Origin of the sequence: Nocardia wallacei, from assembly GCF_029868745.1 — a bacterium.
Taxonomy (GTDB): domain Bacteria; phylum Actinomycetota; class Actinomycetes; order Mycobacteriales; family Mycobacteriaceae; genus Nocardia; species Nocardia wallacei_B.
This window is the reverse complement of the sequence record NZ_JARWOP010000036.1, coordinates 1-18,040: the sequence shown is the minus strand read 5'-3', so window position 1 is coordinate 18,040 and position 18,040 is coordinate 1. Positions and strand designations below refer to the sequence as shown.

General features: G+C 67.9%; 22 protein-coding genes and 1 pseudogene. 5 read left to right on the top strand and 18 right to left on the bottom strand.

Annotated elements, in window-relative coordinates:
• Positions 1-13: 13 nt before the first annotated feature.
• On the bottom strand, positions 14-2,185 hold the full coding sequence (locus QH470_RS01710) for an MMPL family transporter (protein ID WP_280270449.1): 2,172 nt from the start codon (positions 2,183-2,185) through the stop codon (positions 14-16).
• A 27-nt stretch (positions 2,186-2,212) separates the two neighbouring features.
• The gene (locus QH470_RS01705) at positions 2,213-2,641 is read right to left on the bottom strand and encodes an EXLDI protein (protein ID WP_280270448.1); all 429 of its coding nucleotides are present in this window, start codon (positions 2,639-2,641) and stop codon (positions 2,213-2,215) included.
• Positions 2,642-2,832: 191 nt separating this feature from the next.
• On the opposite strand from QH470_RS01705, the gene QH470_RS01700 reads away from it, so the two are divergent.
• The 3 genes from QH470_RS01700 to QH470_RS01690 all read left to right on the top strand — a co-directional run bounded on the left by QH470_RS01700 (position 2,833) and on the right by QH470_RS01690 (position 6,868).
• Entirely contained in the window at positions 2,833-3,588 is a 756-nt protein-coding gene (locus tag QH470_RS01700) for a CPBP family intramembrane glutamic endopeptidase (protein WP_280270447.1), read from the top strand.
• Positions 3,589-3,796: 208 nt separating this feature from the next.
• On the top strand, positions 3,797-6,226 hold the full coding sequence (locus QH470_RS01695; protein WP_280270446.1) for a hypothetical protein: 2,430 nt from the start codon (positions 3,797-3,799) through the stop codon (positions 6,224-6,226).
• 36 nt (positions 6,227-6,262) lie between these two features.
• Positions 6,263-6,868, top strand: a complete 606-nt coding sequence (locus QH470_RS01690; RefSeq protein ID WP_280270445.1) for a maleylpyruvate isomerase N-terminal domain-containing protein — start codon at positions 6,263-6,265, stop codon at positions 6,866-6,868.
• Between the two features lie 3 nt (positions 6,869-6,871).
• Here the strand turns inward: QH470_RS01690 and QH470_RS01685 are convergent, their stop codons facing one another.
• The 14 genes from QH470_RS01685 to rpsJ form a co-directional block, all read right to left on the bottom strand.
• Entirely contained in the window at positions 6,872-7,798 is a 927-nt protein-coding gene (locus tag QH470_RS01685; RefSeq protein ID WP_280270444.1) for a DUF6585 family protein, read from the bottom strand.
• A gap of 336 nt (positions 7,799-8,134) precedes the next feature.
• Complete coding sequence (locus QH470_RS01680) at positions 8,135-8,560, bottom strand: cytotoxic translational repressor of toxin-antitoxin stability system (protein WP_280270443.1); 426 nt, start codon at positions 8,558-8,560, stop codon at positions 8,135-8,137.
• Positions 8,557-8,973: a type II toxin-antitoxin system HicB family antitoxin gene (locus QH470_RS01675; protein ID WP_280270442.1), complete on the bottom strand. Its 417-nt coding sequence runs from the start codon at positions 8,971-8,973 to the stop codon at positions 8,557-8,559. The genes QH470_RS01680 and QH470_RS01675 overlap by 4 nt, the downstream gene beginning before the upstream one ends.
• A gap of 159 nt (positions 8,974-9,132) precedes the next feature.
• Positions 9,133-9,429: a 30S ribosomal protein S17 gene (gene rpsQ, locus QH470_RS01670; RefSeq protein WP_280270441.1), complete on the bottom strand. Its 297-nt coding sequence runs from the start codon at positions 9,427-9,429 to the stop codon at positions 9,133-9,135.
• Positions 9,426-9,665: a 50S ribosomal protein L29 gene (gene rpmC, locus QH470_RS01665; protein ID WP_280270440.1), complete on the bottom strand. Its 240-nt coding sequence runs from the start codon at positions 9,663-9,665 to the stop codon at positions 9,426-9,428. Before rpmC ends, rpsQ begins: the two co-directional genes overlap by 4 nt.
• Positions 9,665-10,081 (bottom strand): 50S ribosomal protein L16, encoded by a 417-nt coding sequence (gene rplP / locus QH470_RS01660; RefSeq protein ID WP_187686669.1) that lies wholly within the window; start codon positions 10,079-10,081, stop codon positions 9,665-9,667. The genes rpmC and rplP overlap by 1 nt, the downstream gene beginning before the upstream one ends.
• 3 nt (positions 10,082-10,084) lie before the next feature.
• Complete coding sequence (rpsC, locus tag QH470_RS01655; protein ID WP_280270439.1) at positions 10,085-10,894, bottom strand: 30S ribosomal protein S3; 810 nt, start codon at positions 10,892-10,894, stop codon at positions 10,085-10,087.
• Positions 10,895-11,305 carry a 50S ribosomal protein L22 gene (gene rplV / locus QH470_RS01650; protein ID WP_280270438.1) on the bottom strand — a complete coding sequence of 137 codons (411 nt, stop codon included), beginning with the start codon at positions 11,303-11,305 and terminating at the stop codon, positions 10,895-10,897.
• The gene (gene rpsS, locus QH470_RS01645; protein ID WP_024800475.1) at positions 11,302-11,583 is read right to left on the bottom strand and encodes a 30S ribosomal protein S19; all 282 of its coding nucleotides are present in this window, start codon (positions 11,581-11,583) and stop codon (positions 11,302-11,304) included. Before rpsS ends, rplV begins: the two co-directional genes overlap by 4 nt.
• Before the next feature lie 14 nt (positions 11,584-11,597).
• A complete protein-coding gene (rplB, locus tag QH470_RS01640) occupies positions 11,598-12,428 on the bottom strand; it encodes a 50S ribosomal protein L2 (protein WP_187686666.1) in 831 nt (276 codons plus the stop codon).
• Positions 12,429-12,461: 33 nt separating this feature from the next.
• On the bottom strand, positions 12,462-12,767 hold the full coding sequence (gene rplW, locus QH470_RS01635; RefSeq protein ID WP_187686665.1) for a 50S ribosomal protein L23: 306 nt from the start codon (positions 12,765-12,767) through the stop codon (positions 12,462-12,464).
• A complete protein-coding gene (gene rplD, locus QH470_RS01630; protein WP_280270437.1) occupies positions 12,764-13,435 on the bottom strand; it encodes a 50S ribosomal protein L4 in 672 nt (223 codons plus the stop codon). The genes rplW and rplD overlap by 4 nt, the downstream gene beginning before the upstream one ends.
• A gap of 70 nt (positions 13,436-13,505) precedes the next feature.
• Complete coding sequence (rplC, locus tag QH470_RS01625; protein WP_280270436.1) at positions 13,506-14,171, bottom strand: 50S ribosomal protein L3; 666 nt, start codon at positions 14,169-14,171, stop codon at positions 13,506-13,508.
• 14 nt (positions 14,172-14,185) lie between these two features.
• Entirely contained in the window at positions 14,186-14,491 is a 306-nt protein-coding gene (rpsJ, locus tag QH470_RS01620) for a 30S ribosomal protein S10 (protein ID WP_003938093.1), read from the bottom strand.
• 518 nt (positions 14,492-15,009) lie between these two features.
• Between rpsJ and QH470_RS01615 the strand changes: the two genes are divergently transcribed.
• Together QH470_RS01615 and QH470_RS01610 are read left to right on the top strand one after the other, a co-directional pair.
• Positions 15,010-15,486 (top strand): hotdog fold domain-containing protein, encoded by a 477-nt coding sequence (locus QH470_RS01615; RefSeq protein ID WP_280270435.1) that lies wholly within the window; start codon positions 15,010-15,012, stop codon positions 15,484-15,486.
• A gap of 55 nt (positions 15,487-15,541) precedes the next feature.
• Positions 15,542-16,747 (top strand): lycopene cyclase family protein, encoded by a 1,206-nt coding sequence (locus QH470_RS01610; RefSeq protein WP_280270434.1) that lies wholly within the window; start codon positions 15,542-15,544, stop codon positions 16,745-16,747.
• On the opposite strand, the gene QH470_RS01605 is transcribed toward QH470_RS01610, so the two are convergent.
• Together QH470_RS01605 and QH470_RS01600 are read right to left on the bottom strand one after the other, a co-directional pair.
• Positions 16,713-17,738 (bottom strand): SDR family oxidoreductase, encoded by a 1,026-nt coding sequence (locus tag QH470_RS01605; RefSeq protein WP_280270433.1) that lies wholly within the window; start codon positions 17,736-17,738, stop codon positions 16,713-16,715. The two genes, QH470_RS01610 and QH470_RS01605, sit on opposite strands and share 35 nt — an antisense overlap.
• Before the next feature lie 73 nt (positions 17,739-17,811).
• A pseudogene (locus QH470_RS01600) lies at positions 17,812-18,040 on the bottom strand (hypothetical protein); the annotation flags it as partial.

Here is an 18,040-nt window from a genome sequence, read left to right as displayed (position 1 = left end):
TCCGGCTATACCCTCACCTGCCGTCCCGGCGCGACAACAGCTGTGGTTGGCCGTCGTGGTCACCCGTGGACGCTTGCGCCACAGCAGGTTTCGCGGGACCTGTGTCCCCGTGTCCCGGCCACCAGGCTCGCCGGCCGATCAACGCGGTGAGCGCGGGCGTGAAGAACATCGCCATCACGAATGCCGCGATCGCGATGCCGACCGAGATCGCGAAGCCCATCTCCGACAGTACGGTGTTGCCCGCCAACATCATCGAGGCGAAGGTGCCGGCCAGGATGACGCCCGCCGCGGCGATGGTGGGGCCGGTGTGCCGCACGGCCAGCGCCGCCGACTGCCGGGGATCGTTGCCCTCCCGGGCCTCCTCGCGCAACCGGGCCACCATCAGGATGTTGTAGTCGGTGCCGAGCGCGACCACGAACAGGTACATGATGAGCGGCAGCGTGAAGATCAGCCCCGATTCGCCCCGCATGTGCTGGAACACCAGCACCGAGGCGCCCAGCGTGGCCGCGAAGCCCAGGAACACCGAGAGCAGCAGGTACCACGGCGCGACCAGGCTGCGCAGCAGCAGGCCCAGCACCACCATGATCAGCACCGCGGCCACCGGGAACACGATGGTGTAGTCGTGGTTCATCGCGGCCTGGAAGTCGACGAAGACCGCGGTCATGCCGCCGACCGCCGCCGTCGTGCCGGGCGGTGCGGCCGCGTGCGCCGTATCGCGCAGTGGGCCCTTGACGGTGTCGAGGGCAGCATCGGACTCCGGCGCCGAGGCCAGGGTGACCTGGTAGTGGGCGACCGAACCGTCTTGCGACCGAACGGGTTCCGCGACCTGGCCCACTCCCGGCACGCCCGCCAGCGCCGTACGGTACGACGCCAGTTGCTCGTCGCTCAGTCCGCCGGACGATTGCAGCAGCACGTCCGACGGCTGGGTGACGCCGGCGGGCAGGCCTTTGAGCAATTCCTTGCTGTAGATGACGGATTCGGACGCGTTCGAGGTGGAGCCCGAGGTGAGGTCGAAGGTCGGATTGAAGCCGATGGCGAACAGGCCCAGCACCACCAGCAGACCGCCGGACACCGCCGCGTACACCGCGGGCCGCTTGCCGAGTCCGCGTCCGAGCGCCGCGAACCGGGCGCCCTTCGGCTCGGTCCGCCAGGCCTTGGACGGCCAGAATACCTTGGTGCCCAACAGCGAAACGATCGCGGGCACCAGCGTCAGCCCGGCCAGCAGCGCCACCGCGACCGCGATCGCCAGCGCCGGTCCCAGCGATCGGAACATCCCCAGCGTCGACAGCGTCAGCGCCATGAAGGCGATGATGACCGCGCCCGCGGCGGACGTGATCGCCTCGCCGACGCGGGTGACCGCGTTGACCATGGCCGTCTTCGGATCCTCCCCGGCCCGCAACCGTTCCCGGAAGCGGAACATCAGGAACAGGATGTAGTCGGTGCCGACGCCGTAGAGCACCACGATCAGGATCGACGTCACCGAACTGTCGATCTTCAGATCGAAAGCCTTACTCACCCAGGCGATCAGCCCGTTCACCACGCCGGTCATCGCGCCGATCACGACGATGGGCAGCAGCGCGATCACCGGGCTGCGGAAGATCACCAGCAGCAGCACCAGAATCAGCAGGATGGTGGCGATGCCAATGATCGTCAGGCCCTTCTCCGACGACTCGGTGGCGTCGAGGGCCTGCGCGGCCTGACCGGTGACACCGGCCCGCAGGTCGGTCTTCTCCACCTTGGCGTGCAAGGCAACACGCAGGTCCCGCACCGCGTCGCTCTGGCGCGTGTCGGAGGCGCTGGTCACCTTGGCCATCTGCACGGCCGCGATCTGGACCAGCCGGTTGTCCGACGGTGGCGCCGCCGCGAGCGCGGTGACGTTCGCGATGTGCGCGGCGTCGAGTTCGGTCGTGATCGCCTGCACCGCGGCCGCATCGGCGTCGGTGAGCGGCGTGCCGTCGGAACGCTCGAACACCAGGATCGCCGCCGGGGCGGAGCTTTGCGGGAACGCCCGCTCCTGCGCCTGCATGGCCTGGATCGACTCGTAATGCGATGGCAGGAAATCGGATTGGTCGGTGGTCGAGGTCAATTTCGGTGCGGTCGCGACGACCGCTATCACGATCAGCACCCAGAGGCCGATCGTCTTCCACGGGTGATGAACGACCAGAGCGCCCAGCCGTGCGAACATGTCGAGGATCCTTTCCGGTGGGCCCGTTCAGATATCGAGAACTTCGGTGTGCAGCCGCTCCGTTGCGGCGACCACCCGGCGATACAGGTTGGACGCGACGGCCACCCGCAGGTCATCGAGTGAATCGACGATCTCTACCGTGAAATCACCCCAATTCTGCTCTCCCCCACCGAGTATGCCCCGCCAGCTGGACCAGTCGGCAGGGAAGCTGGTCAGCGTCGCGAAGTCGGACCAGTCCGACCGCTGGCGCTGAATCACGAACTTGCCCTTGCGGCTGCGGTAGACCCGGTCCACCGCGACGCCGGTCTTCGCGACCTCGCGGGCCTCGGCGAGGTAGCGGCCGGTGAAGCGCTTGCGGCGCAGGCCTCCCGGGCCGTCCTTCAGGGTGATCTCGCCGTAGTCCTCGGCGGACAGGTCCGCGCCGGGCGCTTCCCAGGGCTGTGGGTCGGTGGTCATGACGTCTCCCGTTCATAAGTAACTGCGCATTTGCGCATTTGTTGATCTCCGGGACTCGCATCGCCGTGTGCGCCTCCCCGTCTCGCATCGGAACTATACGTAGACGTATACATACAAAGCAAGACCCAGTTCGACCGGTATTGTTCGACGAGACTCGGCACGCCGGAGTCGATGAACGTAGACTGGCGCCGATGTCTCGGAACGATAACGACGCCGTAGCGACCGAACCCTCGGGCCCGGCCCGCCGGATGCACGCCTACCTGGACGTCGCGGTCGTCGTGGTGGTACTGGCCTGCACCAATCTGGTCGCCCACTTCACCTCGGCGTGGGCCAACATCCTGACCGTTCCGATCGCCGCCGTGGTGCTGGTGGCGATGATGCGGCGGCGCGGGCTCGGGTGGGCCGAACTCGGGTTGTCGCCGCGGCACTGGCGGCGCGGGACGCTGTACGCGGTGGGGGCCGTCGGCATCGTGCTGAGCGCCGTCGCGATCGGCGCACTACTGCCGATTACCCGGCCGTTCTTTCTGGCCGACCGGTACGCCACCATCTCCGGCGCGCTGATCGCCTCGATGATCGTGATCCCATTGCAGACCGCGATTCCGGAGGAACTGGCATTTCGCGGCGTACTGCACGGCGCGCTCGACAGGGCCTACGGCGTGCGCGGCGTATTCGCCGCCGGCTCACTGCTTTTCGGCCTCTGGCACATCGCCTCGTCGCTCGGTCTGACCAGTGGCAATCGCGGGCTGAGCGCGATCCTCGGCGGCGGCGTGGCCGGACAGATCGGCGGCATCACGCTCGCCGTACTGGCCACCGCGGCGGCGGGCGCCGTGTTCACCTGGCTGCGGCGGCGCAGCGGCAGCCTGCTCGCGCCCATCGCGCTGCACTGGTCGCTGAACGGGGCCGGGGCATTGACCGCGGCGATTCTCTGGCACACCGCATTGCGCTGACGGTGCCTATTCGGCGCGACACGCACTGCGATTCGCGCTCGAAAGTAGCGGCCGGACGTGCGATTTCGGATAACCGACCGAACTGATGTTCGGTGTCGCCATTGACCGCGGGTAGGTCACGGATTACTCTCACTGCGGTCACACATATGTTCGAGTAATCGGCTGTTGCGGATATTCGGCACGTTACCTGCTTCATGGAAGGCTCGCGATGCGCGACGACCAGTCGGCCGGGAATGCAGAGATGTCGGCGGAGATGTCGGCGAACGCGGAGATGTCGGCGGATGCGGAAATCGCCGCCCTGGCGCAGCGCGTGGCGACCGCGCGCGGCAAGCTTCCGCTGCAGACCGACCCGGCACTGTTCGACGCGCTCTCGGAATCGGAGATCGCCGCCGAACGCGATCTGGCGGAATGGATTCGGGCGCAGCGCCGCGGCCAGCGCCGCCGGGCCGTCTCGGCCGAGCTGTCCGCCGAGAAGCGGGACCGTCGGGTCGCCGCGGCGCTGCGTAGGGCCGACGACGCCGACGCCCGCTGGCATCGCAAGGCGCTCGCGGCCCGCCGTCGGGTGTCGAATCCCGATGCGCGCCTTGCCCAGCTGTACCGCCGCGCCGAGTGGTCGTCGCGGGCGCTCATCGGCGTGGTCGTGCTCGGCATGGTGTGGGCGGGCGTGAACGTGCAGCACAACCTGGTGCCTAGCGGCGACATGTCCGACCCGCTGTATTGGCTCAGCTACGGCTTCGAGGCGATGATCTCCATTCCGATCATCACGATCATGGTGGTGGCGACCACGGCCGCCCGGTGGGGGCGCGAAATCGCCCGGGGGAAGGTCGTTTTCCTGGAGGCGGCGCTGCTGGGCGTCACCATCGCGTTGAACGCCGGCCCGCATGTGGCGGCGGGCGCCCCGGCCCGCGCGGCGGAGGCGGCGGTCGCTCCGGTCATGGTGGGCGTGGTGATCTGGTTGCACGCCTGGGTATCCGCCCGCTACGCCCAACTGATCGACGCCATTCCCGAGCAGGCCACGTCGACTCCCCGCACGGTCACGCACCGCATCGTCGATGCCTTCGCGCCGCTGCGTGACGGATCGGGGGTCGCTTCCCGTCGTCTGGCAGCCATGGACGAACCGCTCTACGGCTCCGTTCAGCTCGACACTGGTTCCGACGTGGAGGGCGAGCGCTCGGAGACGCCCTCCGGCCACAGCCGTCCCGCGGCGCGGACCAACGGGAACTCCTACCCCTCAACCACATCCGAGCCTCCGGCCGACCCGCACAAGCGGCCCGCCGCCCGCACCGCGACCGCCTCCGCGCGGCACAACGGCGCGGGCTATCCCACGACGCGGACCAACGGGAACTCCTACCCGTCGACCGCGGCCGAGAGTTCCGACTCGGCCGGGCACGCGCAGTCGCCGCCCACGACCGGGTCGGAACACAATGGTCATGGGCACACCAACGGCAAGGTTTATCCGTCCACGTCGCCCGAGGAGGCCGACCCTACGGGTTACGCGGATTTCCTGCCCACCGATCCGGCACGCAACGGCTATCACGGCACGCACACCGGCCATTCCGTCGACACGCCTGAGGGGCCGGGGGCTCCTGGGCATGCCCGCGACCACGACGGCCATCCGATGGCGCAGGCCAACGGAAAGCCCAGTCCGGCAGTGGCTTCGGAGGATGCATCCCCGGCTGGTCAGGGGGTTGGCGGCGATAACCAATCCTCCGCTGCCGGAACACATACTGCTCGTCCGGCGGACGGTGCCGATGCCCATGCCTCTGTCGTCGGCACCGAAGATCTCATCGGTTACCCGTTGCCGATGATGCAGCACAACGGTTTCCAGGTCCGCGACGATCAAATGCCTCAGAAGGCGGCGGAACCTGTCCGTACCCCGCAGCCCGGCATCGAGCGAACAAACCCCGTCGGCCACAACGAGTCCGAGCACACGACCGAACCCGGCCGAGCGCAGCTGCCGGAGAACGATGACCACGCGCCCGAACCAGAACGCACCTCCTCCCGATCGCCGCAGCATGATTCGGCAGCAGAACGATCGGTGACGGCAGCCACGAAGCCGTCTGCCGCAGCGCAGGTTTCCACCGAACACGACGCCGAAACCCGGCTTTCCACCGAGCGCGACACCGACACCCGGCTTTCCACCGAGCGCGACGCGGACGCCCGGCAGAGCCCCGCGCGCCCGGCCGCTTCGAAGCGTGCCGCGGAGGAGCGCGACGCCGACCAGCGCCCGGACGAAGGTTCCGAGCGCAAGCCGCGGTCCCGCAAGAACTCACAGCAGGGCGCCCAGCTGGCCCTGGACGAGCCCGCCCCGATCGATGTCACGAAGTACCGGCGTCCCTACGCCGTCACGGAGGCCGAACCCGAAGCGGTCGAGGAGGATTCGACCGGCCCGGGCGCCACGGCCGCCGACCTGGCCGCCGAGATCGACAATGTCGGCGTGTGGGCCGTCGCCCGGGAGATCTCCGAGCGCCGCCTGTCGAAGCTCCCGGTGGAGCAGCTCGCCGAGATTCTCGCCCTGGCCGACGAATCCTGGACTCCCGCCGCGATCGGCGCCTCCATCGGCCTGCCCGGCTCCCGCATCCTCGGCATCCTCGAGGCCGCCCGCCGCATTCGCCGCCCCTACGCCGTCAGCGGTTAGCCCTTCGTCGGCTCCCCGTGCGGGATCATGGCTCATATGGAGATCACAGTCCTGGAGCAGCTGTCGCGGACCTGGGGCGAACGGGTCGCCGCCCTGACACCCGAGGAATGGGCCACGCCCACTCGGCTTCCCGGGTGGACCGTGCAGGATCTCGTGGCGCACATGGCTCCCGACCACCAGGTGCTGGACTTCCTGCGCGGGGAACGTGTGCAAGCGCCCGCGGTGACCAGCGGTTCGCAATGGCTGCGCCACTTCAACGAACCCGGCGGGCCCGCACACACTCTCGCCGAGGACGTCGCCGGAGCGGCCCAACAGGCGGCGGCGATCGGCGCCGAGACGCTGGTGCGCTACTTCGCCGAATTCGGCCCCGCCATGATCGCCGAGTTCCGCGCGGCCCCACCGGATGCGGCGCTCACCCACCCGATCCTCGGCACGGTCAGCTTCCGTGCCCTCGCGGACACCACCACGGTCGAGGCGACCGTGCACCTACTCGACCTGATCGACGCCGTCGGCGGCGCACCAGCGCCACCGGCCGGTCTGCGCCGGACCGCCGAAATCCTTGCCGCGGTGGCGGATCCGGTCGACTTCATCGAGGCAGCCACCGGCCGATCGCAGGCCCGGGTACTGCCGGTCATGCGATAGCCGTCAGGAGCGCCGCTCGGCGGAATCGCTCGCGGCGCCCAGCGCCCCGACCGTTTCACCCTGCTGCACGGGTACACCGCGGCTCGGCTCGGGCCGGATCGTCGGCGTGACGGCGCCACCGAGCAGAGTGACGGCCGGGCGCGCGATCGTGCCGCCGGGCACCGGTGCACGGTTCTCGGCGGCCGCGGCGTTCGCCTCTTCCAGTGCCGCCAGCCGCAGCCGTTCGGCCACCTCGTTGAAGATATAGAAGTTGGGTATGGATTCCACCGGCTCCAGCGAAATCCACTGCCCGTCGACCTTGATGCACACCAGGCCGTGTTGCGCCTCGATACGCTGAATGTGCTCCCACGGATACGACTTCCCCGCGTGCGCAAGCTCGTTCAGGTTCACGGCGATGTCGCCGAACAGCACCGTCTCCTCGCTATCGATCGCGGTGACCACCCTCGGCAATTGGGTTGCGGTCACGGCGGTTTGGATAGCGGGGCCCCATTCGCGGGCGCCTTCGAACACATTCTCGTCGAAAGTCGCTGTGCTGGGGCCCGGTCCGGTCAGCGTGAACGAATAGTCGGTCGTCACGGTGGCGGCATTGTGAAACGGAATAACCTGCTGGCGCACCTCGACGGTGTCCCAGCGGAAAGCCACGATGTCCTCGGCGCCGCGATACACCGTCATGCCGTGGTCGAACAGATCCAGGCGGGCCTTGCGGTTCTTACGATTACGCCGCCGGCGCAGCACCGCGATCGCGGCCGGAACCAGGGCCAGCCCGCCGACCGCACCGCATCCGACCCACGACCCCGCGGCCGCGCACAGACCGCCCACGGCGACCAATCCGCTCGCCACGAGGGCGCAACCGCGCACCACCGCGTCGCCACTCATCGGCGCGAGCAGGAACGTCTGGCGGTGCTCGCCGAGTTTGTCGTGGTCTGCCAAGAGGTAGATCAGCTGCGACAGGGGTACCGTTCGCCGACCTCCGGTTCCCCCGGTCTCGCGTTGTTGCGTGCTCGGGGTGGTCAATTGTTCCTCCAACGGACGGTTGGTTCCGCGCGGATCGTATTCGACTCGACGGAATCCCGCTACTGCTCCACGCGGTTCGAGCACAACAAAGAAAGCGGGCCTATACCTTTCGGCCACGCCTCACGGGAAACCGCAGGCGGCTCGGAAATCCACCACACGGCCCCACGAGAATCGCAGCCACACGGAGAATAATCCGCCCGCACACCCGGCTTGCTCGCGGGCCTGCCTATCGAGCGTTTCACACCGCGGGCGTCAGCCGCCTTCAGTCCAAAACCGCGACATCCTGTCCACCGCTTCCTCCTTGGTCATCGCAGCGACCACGTCGTCGGCGAGCCCGACCCGATGGATGAGCATGTGAACCAGATCGGCGGGCAGTGCGGCAGGCCGCGATCGCGGCGCGCCGCGATCCGGCGGAATTCCTTCCAGGACACAACGCCAGAACACTTCGTGATCGACATGCAACTGATCCCGAAGGATGTGCGACCAGATTGCCGGGCCGTATCCGGTGCGATCGACCGGGTGGGAGATGCGCGTGCGCAGGATCCGGCCGTCGGGGAGGCTCAATTCGTATGTCACATGGTGAGTTCCGGTGCGGCCGCGCGCATCTCGCACCCGGTCCCACTCCTCGGTCGTGCAGAACCGCTCGTACTTCTCCCGGGTCGGCTCCGGCCAGGTCATGGCGTCGTTCCCAGCAGCCAATCACGCAGTTGCGCATCGTCGCTCAGCCCGATCAGCTGAACCAGCCCCCAGTTCTCCCGATGGTTGGCCGCCGTTCGGAGGCGATCCTGCCAGTCCTCGGCGTACTCCCGGAGTGCGTCGGTCATCTCATCGATCGCCTCGTCGAAGGTGGCGCCGTCGGCCGCGATCGGAAGACCCGGCAGGAAGACCGACCACCCGCCGTTCTCTCCGACAACCTCCGCATTCGACGGACACAGCCGCGCCAGCGCGTACCGCAGCCGTTCGGCGTCGACCACCGCGGCGCGCTCGTCGTCCCGGCGCACGGTCGCCACCAAGCCCTGTCCGGCAGCGTCCAGCAGATCCTTCAGATGAGCCCGAGCCTCGGTATAGCTGTCGTAGTGCACTGTCGACATCGCTCCTCCGTTCCGTCTCATCGTCCCCTCTGCCATCAAGTACGTCAAGTACGTCAAGTACTCAGGCCAGGCGATGCCGGCGGGTGCCCAGGGAACGGCGAAGGCCCGCCTCCCGAAAAGGGAAGCGGGCCTTCGTGTTTCGACTCAGCTCGGGGAAGGTTACTTGGCCTTCTCCAGGACCTCCACCAGGCGCCAGCGCTTGGTGGCGGACAGGGGGCGGGTTTCCATCAGCTGGACGCGGTCGCCGATGCCGGCGATCTCGTCCTCGTCGTGTGCCTTCACCTTCGAGGTGGTGCGGATGATCTTGCCGTAAAGCTTGTGCTTCACGCGATCCTCCAGCTCGACCACGATGGTCTTGGTCATCTTGTCGGAGACGACGTAGCCGATGCGCACCTTGCGCGAGCCACGCTCCTCCTGCTTGGCCGGCGTCTTGGCCGGGCCCTTGGCGTCACTCATGCCGCGTCTCCCTTGCCTTCAGGACCGGAGGCCAGGCCGAGCTCGCGCTCGCGCATGACCGTGTAGATGCGCGCGATCTCGTGGCGGACCACACGCAGGCGCCGGTTGTTCTGCAACTGACCGGTCGCCATCTGGAAGCGCAGGTTGAACAGCTCTTCCTTGGACTCACGCAGTTTCGCGACCAGCGCGTCGTCGTCGAGCTCGCGGAGCTCTGCGGCCGGATTGGCGGTAGCCATCAGAACTGCTCCTCCCGGGTCACGATCCTGCACTTCATCGGGAGCTTGTGCATCGCGCGGCGCAGGGCCTCACGAGCGGTCTCCTCGTTCGGGTACGACATTTCGAACATGACCCGGCCGGGCTTCACGTTCGCGACCCACCACTCCGGCGAACCCTTACCGGAACCCATGCGGGTCTCGGCGGGCTTCTTGGTCAGCGGGCGGTCCGGGTAGATGTTGATCCACACCTTGCCGCCACGCTTGATGTGCCGGTTCATCGCGATACGCGCCGACTCGATCTGGCGGTTGGTGACGTACGCCGGCTCCAGCGCCTGGATGCCGTAGTCACCGAACGCCACCGAGGTGCCGCCCTTGGCCATGCCGGAACGCTTGGGGTGGTGCTGCTTGCGGTGCTTGACCTTGCGAGGCATCAGCATTGGTCAGCCCTCCTTCGAAGATGCGGCCTCGGCCGGCTCCGCCACCGCAGTCGCGGCACCGGCACGCCCGGCCTCGGTGCTGGTCGCGGTGGTGCCGGAGGAACCGGACCGCCGCGGACGGCTCGGCCGCTCACGACGCGGACGCTCGTTGCGGCCCGGCTCGGCCGCGGTGACCTCGCGCTTGCCGCCGACGATGTCGCCCTTGTAGATCCAGACCTTCACGCCGATGCGGCCGAAGGTGGTCTTGGCTTCGTACAGGCCGTAATCGATGTCGGCGCGCAGCGTGTGCAGCGGCACCCGACCCTCGCGGTAGAACTCCGAGCGCGACATCTCGGCGCCACCGAGGCGGCCCGAGCACTGCACGCGGATGCCCTTGACGTTCGGCGAACGCATGGCCGACTGGATGGCCTTGCGCATCGCGCGACGGAACGCCACACGGTTCGACAGCTGCTCGGCCACACCCTGGGCGACGAGCTGCGCATCCGACTCGGGGTTCTTGACCTCGAGGATGTTCAGCTGCACCTGCTTCTTGGTGAGCTTCTCCAGCTCGGCGCGGATGCGGTCGGCCTCGGCGCCACGCCGGCCGATCACGATGCCCGGACGCGCGGTGTGGATGTCCACCCGAACGCGATCACGAGTGCGCTCGATCTCGACCTTGGAGATGCCGGCCCGCTCCATGCCCGTGGACAGGAGCTTGCGGATCGCGACGTCTTCCTTGACGTAGTCCTTGTACTGCTTGTCGGCGTACCAGCGGGACTTCCAATCGGTGGTGATACCGAGGCGGAAGCCATGGGGATTGATTTTCTGTCCCATTTACTTAGCCCCTCCCTTCCGGCGGCTACGAGCCGGGGCGGCGCCGGCGACGCTCTCGACCTCGATGGTGATGTGGCTGGTGCGCTTGCGGATGCGGAACGCACGGCCCTGGGCACGCGGCTGGAAGCGCTTCATGGTCGCGCCCTCGTCGACATACGCCGTCGAGATGACCAGGGTGTCCGGATTCAGGCCGAGGTTGTTCTCGGCGTTCGCCGCGGCACTGGCCACGACCTTGGCGACCGGTTCGCTCGCGGCCTGCGGGGCGAACCGGAGGATGTTCAGCGCATCCTCGACCCGCTTGCCGCGGACCAGGTCCACGACCCGGCGGGCCTTCATCGGCGTCACGCGGACGAACTTGGCGGTCGCGCGCGCGGTCGGGTTCTGAACCGTTGCTGTGCTCGATTCGCTCATCGCCGCTTGCTCTTCCGATCTTCCTTGACGTGGCTCTTGAAGGTCCTGGTCGGCGCGAACTCACCGAGCTTGTGCCCGACCATGTTCTCCGACACGAACACCGGCACGTGCTTGCGGCCGTCGTGGACGGCGAAGGTGTGGCCGATGAAATCGGGGATGATGGTCGAACGACGCGACCAGGTCTTGATGACCTGCTTGGTGTTCTTCTCGTTCTGGACGTCCACCTTCTTGAGGAGGTGTTCGTCGACGAACGGGCCCTTCTTCAGGCTGCGTGGCATGTCTTAACCTCCTCTTAGCGCTTCTTGCCGCGACGGCGGACGATGAGCTTGTCGCTCGGACGGTTGGGTTTACGGGTGCGGCCCTCGGGCTGACCCCACGGGCTGACCGGGTGGCGACCACCGGAGGTCTTGCCCTCACCACCACCGTGCGGGTGGTCCACGGGGTTCATCACGACACCACGAACCGTGGGGCGACGGCCCTTCCAGCGCATGCGGCCGGCCTTGCCCCAGTTGATGTTCGACTGCTCGGCGTTGCCGACCTCGCCGACGGTGGCGCGGCAGCGCACGTCGACGCGGCGGATCTCGCCGGAGGGCATACGCAGGACGGCATAGGCGCCTTCCTTACCCAGCAGCTGGATGCTCATGCCGGCGGCACGGGCCATCTTGGCGCCACCGCCCGGACGCAGCTCCACCGCGTGGATGGTGGTACCGGTCGGGATCGAGCGCAGCGGCAGGTTGTTGCCCGGCTTGATGTCGGCGCCGGCGCCGGACTCGATCTTCGTGCCCTGGGTGACGTTCTTGGGCGCGAGGATGTAGCGCTTCTCGCCGTCCGCGTAGTGCAGCAGGGCGATGTTCGCGGTCCGGTTCGGGTCGTACTCGATGTGCGCGACCTTGGCCGGGATGCCGTCCTTGTCCAGACGACGGAAATCGATGATGCGGTAGGCACGCTTGTGCCCGCCACCACGGTGCCGGGTGGTGATCCGGCCGTGCGCGTTGCGGCCGCCGGACTTGCTCAGCGGGCGCAGCAGCGACTTCTCGGGGGTCGACCGGGTGATCTCGGCGAAGTCCGAGACGCTGGAGCCGCGGCGGCCCGGCGTAGTCGGCTTGTACTTACGGATTGCCATGAGTTCTTCTCTGCTTTCTGGAATCCCCGCCGCTTACGCGACCGGGCCTCCGAAGATCTCGATGGGCTTGCTGTCGGCCGAGAGGGTCACGAGCGCGCGCTTGGTGCTCTTGCGCTGGCCGTAACCGAAGCGGGTCCGCTTACGCTTGCCCTGACGGTTGGCGGTGTTGACGCTGGTCACCTTCACGCCGAAGACCTTCTCCACGGCGATCTTGATCTGCGTCTTGTTCGCGTCCGGGCGCACCAGGAAGGTGTAGGTGCCTTCCTCGATCAGCCCGTAGGACTTCTCGGAGATGACCGGCGCGAGCAGGATGTCGCGGGGATCGGCGATGGTGGTCACTTGCTGTCCTCCTGTGCAGCCTCGGCCGGCCCGTGCACGAAGGCGTTCAGGGCCTCGACGCTGAACACGATGTCGTCGCTGTTCAGCACGTCGCGGGTGTTGAGCTGGTCCGGCGCGATCGGGTGCACGTACTCCAGGTTCGCCACGCTCTTCCACGCGGCGAGGTCCTCGCGGCCCACCACGACCAGCAGCTTCTTGCGGTCGGTCAACTCGGCCAGGAAGCTCTTGGCGCTCTTGGTCGACGGCGCCTGCCCGGCGACCAGTTCGGTGATGACGTGGATCCGCTCACTGCGCGCGCGGTCCGACAGGGCGCCACGCAGGGCGGCGGCCTTCATCTTCTTCGGCAGGCGCTGCGAGTAGTCGCGCGGCTGCGGGCCGTGCACGGTGCCACCACCGGTGAACTGCGGCGCGCGGGTGGAACCCTGGCGGGCGCGGCCGGTGCCCTTCTGGCGGTACGGCTTCTTGCCACCGCCGCGGACCTCGCCGCGAGTCTTGGTGGAGTGCGTGCCCTGGCGCGCGGCGGCCTCCTGGGCCACGACGACCTGGTGCATCAGCGCGATATTGGCGGTCACGTCGAAGATCTCCGCGGGGAGGTCGACGGTGCCGTTGGTCTTGCCACCCGGCTCTTTCACCGGCAGCGTGAGGTTGGTCTTGGTCTCGGTGCTCATGGCTGTGTCCTCCGCGGGCATTCCCGGCTCACTTCGTGGTTACGCAGGCTGCCGCCTTCGTTCGCGTCACTCATGCCCGGGCACCACCCTTCGCAGCGCTCTTCACGATCACGATGCCGCCCTTGCGACCCGGGATCGCGCCCTTGATCAGCAGCAGACCGTTCTCGGCGTCCACCTTGTGGACCGAGAGGTTCTGCGTGGTGACGCGGTCGTTACCCATCCGGCCCGACATCCGCATGCCCTTGAACACGCGGCCGGGGGTGGCACAACCGCCGATGGAACCCGGCCGGCGGTGCACGGCCTGCGCACCGTGCGAGGCGCCCTGGCCGCGGAAGCCGTGGCGCTTCATGGTGCCCGCGTAGCCCTTGCCCTTGCTGGTGCCGGTGACGTCGACGAACGCGCCCTCTTCGAACACCTCGGCGGACAGCTCCTGGCCGACCTCGAAGCCCGAGGCGTCGGCGACGCGGATCTCGGCGACGTGGCGGCGCGGCGTCACGCCGGCCTTGGCGAACTGCCCGGCGACGGGCTTGCTCACCTTGCGCGGGTCGATCGCGCCGAAGGCCACCTGCACGGCGGAGTAGCCGTCGCGCTCCTCGGTGCGGATCTGGGTCACGACGTTCGGGCCGGCCTTGATGACGGTCACGGGAACGACGCGGTTCTTCTCGTCGAAGACCTGGGTCATGCCGAGCTTGGTGCCCAGGATGCCGGTAGCCGGCCGGTTCTTGTTGTCAGTCATATCTACAGTCCCCGTCACTGAATGTTGACGTCGACGCTGGCCGGCAGATCGATGCGCATAAGCGCGTCGACCGTCTTCGGCGTCGGGTCGAGGATGTCGATCAGCCGCTTGTGGGTGCGCATCTCGAAGTGTTCGCGCGAGTCCTTGTACTTGTGCGGCGAACGGATGACGCAGTACACGTTCTTCTCGGTCGGCAACGGCACCGGCCCGACCACACGGGCACCGGTGCGGGTCACCGTCTCGACGATCTTGCGCGCAGACGCATCGATCGCCTCATGGTCGTAGGCCTTGAGCCTGATGCGGATCTTTTGTCCCGCCACGCTGAGTGTCCTTTTCTCCGCTTAGCTTTCGCTTTTCGGTGTGGAGGCCGCTTGCGGAAGTCGCCTTCCGAAGCACCCTCATTGCATGCCCGAACCTGAGAAATCACAGCTGACGCAATCCGTCCAGACCCGACCGGGGCTTCGACCCGATCCCTCGCCGCTGTTCATCTGTCATGGTTCTTCCGGTCCACGCGGTCGGGCGTGTCGCCCGTCTGCTCATTCCTCGGCCCTGGGCAAAATCTCTTCCCTTGGCCTCGGAACGTCGTCCCGGACGTATCCGCGCCGGACTCGACGGGATACAGAGTGGGTACTGCTCGCCCAACATCGACCGGACTGAATATCCGCAGGACATACGCCACCCGATGCAGGCAACCCGAACAGTATGCATGAGCCGTCGGGGCGACTTCAAATCGGGGTCCCTGTGACGTCGGCAACCCCGCTACCAGCGTCACCCCCGCCCCTGCGCCACAGTACACGGCCACTCGCGCCACTATCTTACTCGAGAGTAAGGTAGCGGCATGACGAACGAGACCGCCACGTATCGCGGCTGGAAGAAGCTGCCCGACAATCGGCTCGGGCACGCGCTGTTCTCCCTGGGCATGGTCGCCCGGGTGCCGTACTTCGGGACCGTGGTGCCGAGCGTGACGCGGCTGGAACCCGGATTGTGCGAGGTCACCGCGCCGAAGTGGTTCGGCATCCACAACCATCTGGGCACCTTCCACGCCATCGCCGCGTGCAACCTCGCCGAGGTGGCGATGGGCATGCTCAGCGAGGCCACGGTGCCGACGACGCACCGCTGGATCCCCAAGGCCATGAACGTGCAGTACCTGACCAAAGCGGAGTCCGGCCTGCGCGCCGTCGCGCGGTTGGCGGAGATTCCGGACTTCGCCGCGCTCACCGAGGGACAGGACGTGGTGGTCCCCGTCTCCATCTACGACAAGAAGGGTGTCGAGGTGGTGCACGCGGAAATCACGACGTGGGTTACGCCCAAGTAGTGATGCCGCTCGCGGTCGCTGGGACGCCCGCGGCATTGCTGATTGAATGAGGCTCATGGGTGCTCGGTCTGTCCCGGACGCGGATGTGTGCGTGGTCGGTCTCGGGCCGACCGGGCGGGCGCTGGCGCATCGGGCGATGCGGGCCGGGCTGACCGTGGTGGCGGTGGATCCACGACCCGATCGGTTGTGGCCGCCGACCTTCTCCTGCTGGGCGGACGAACTGCCGGAATGGGTGCCGGACAGCGCGATCGCGCAGCGTATCGAGGCCCCGGTGGTGTGGACGAAGGCCGAGCATCGCATCGAGCGGCCGTATTGCGTGCTGTCGAAACAGGGACTGCGCGACGCACTTTCGCTGGACGCGGCGACCGTGCTGGCCGGGCGCACCACCAGCGTGGACGCGCATCGGGTGGAGTTGAGCGACGGGACCGCCGTCAGGGCGGCGGCGGTGTTCGATGCCCGGGGCCTGCCCTCCCCCGGCACTCGCCGGACCGCGAGCGCGCACGGCATCTTCGTCGATGCCGACCGGGCCGCGCCGATGGTGAGCGACGGTCGAGGGCTGCTGCTGGACTGGCGCGACGAGAACGGGGCCGGTCCGGACGAGCCGCCGTCGTTCCTGTACGCCGTGCCCCTCGGCGACGGCAGGGTGATCTTCGAGGAGACCAGCCTGGGCCTGCGCGGCGGGATGCCACAGCGCGAACTGCGCCGCCGCACGCTCAATCGGCTTGCCGCCCATGGCATCCGGCTGCGTGGAGACGAACCGAGCGAGGCGGCGCACTACCCGCTGGACCAGCCGCCGCCGAAACGCGGTGCGGGCGGGGCGATTCCGTTCGGCTCCCGGGGCGGGATGATGCATCCGTGCACCGGCTACAGCGTGGCCGATTCGCTGGCGCTGGCGGACACCGCGATCGACGCGCTGCGAACCGGCACGGATCCGGTTGCGGCACTGTGGTCTCGGCGCGCGCGGCTGGTGTACTGGATGCGGATGCGCGGGGTGTACGGCCTGGGGCGGCTGACCACGGCGCAATCCATCGCCATGTTCGACGCGTTCTTCACCGCCTCGCCGCGCCGCCAGCGCGCGCTGCTCTCCGCACACGACGACTTCGCGCCCCTGGCGGCGGTGCTGTTCATGACGGTGGCGCGGACCTGGCCGTTCCGGTGGCGCTACGACCTGGTCGGCTGGACCAACCGGAACCGCTGGGTGGATTACGAATACGCCGCGGCGGAGCTCACATCCAGTTCTCGATCCAGTACTTCCAGATGATCGGGGCGTAGCCGGCCAGCGGCGGGACCCGGATGTCGGTGCCGGTCAGCGCCGCGGTGGTGTTGCGGTGGTCGAACCAGCAGCCGAACTCGCTGTGTTCCAGCACTTCTCGGGGGACCCCGAGCCGCGGCAGCGCCCAGGCGACGCCCGGCAGCCGCATCATCGTGTCGAGGGTCTGCTTGGGCATCACCTCCATCAGGTGCGGCACCCCGGCCTGATCGGCGAACAGGTTGAGCACGTCGGCGACGCTCTGCCGACGCGGGTCGACCAGGTGGAAGGTGGTTCCGGACGCGGCCGGGCGGTGCGCGATGTGGTCCAGCGCGCGGGTGACGAAATCGACCGGCACCATGTTGGTTTCGCCCAGCTTGGGCACCAGCAGGGGCAGGATCCGAGGCAACTGCGTGGCCATACGCAGCAGCCGGAAGAAGTAGTACGGCCCGGCGGCACGGTCGATCTCGCCGGTGCGGGAGTGGCCCAGCACGATCGACGGGCGGTAGATGCGCCACGGCACCCGCGCCTGCTCCCGCACCAGGCGCTCGGACTCGAACGCGGCCCGCTGCCGCGGGGTGCGCAATGCCTGGCCGATGTCGAACATGCCCTCGGTGAACGGGCCCTCCGCCGCCCCGGCCACCTCTACTGTCGAAACATGATGTAGGACTTCGGCTTCCAGGCGCTCGGCCACATCGACCACATTGCCCGTGCCGCGCGGGACCGTGGCGTCCGGACCGGCGGCCAGGTGGAAGACGTGGTCGATGCCACCGCGCTGTGCCGTGAGCCAGGCCGGGTCGATGCCGAGGCCCGGCGCGCCGAGGTCGCCGCGCACGGGGCGGACCCGCTCCCCGCCGCCCCACTCCCGGGTGCACCGGTCGAAGCGATACGCCGAATCTGCACCGGGGCGCACCAGCACGTAGACCTCGTCGCTATGTTTCAGCAATTCCGGAACGAGATATCGCCCGATGCACCCGGTTGCGCCAGTGACCAGGTAAGCCATGTCGTCAGAGTAGCGGGTAGCGGGTACCAAGATCGGTAGGTGAGTTGCGAGCCGTTCGCCGGATTGCTAGCGATTACGCCGGATAGTGGGCGTCCAGCCATTCGTCGAAGGTCGGTCCCGCGATGATCGCGGCCGGTCCGGGGAGTAGTGCGCCGTCGGTCTGGAGATGATGGTTGGGGTCGTCGGTGAGGATCCCGCTGTGTTTTTGGCCTTCGCTTCGCTTCGGCGGGTTTTCGGCGCCCTTGGTCTCGGTTTTCGGGTGCCGCTGCTGGCTCCTTCGTCGCTTTGCAGCGGCACCCGAA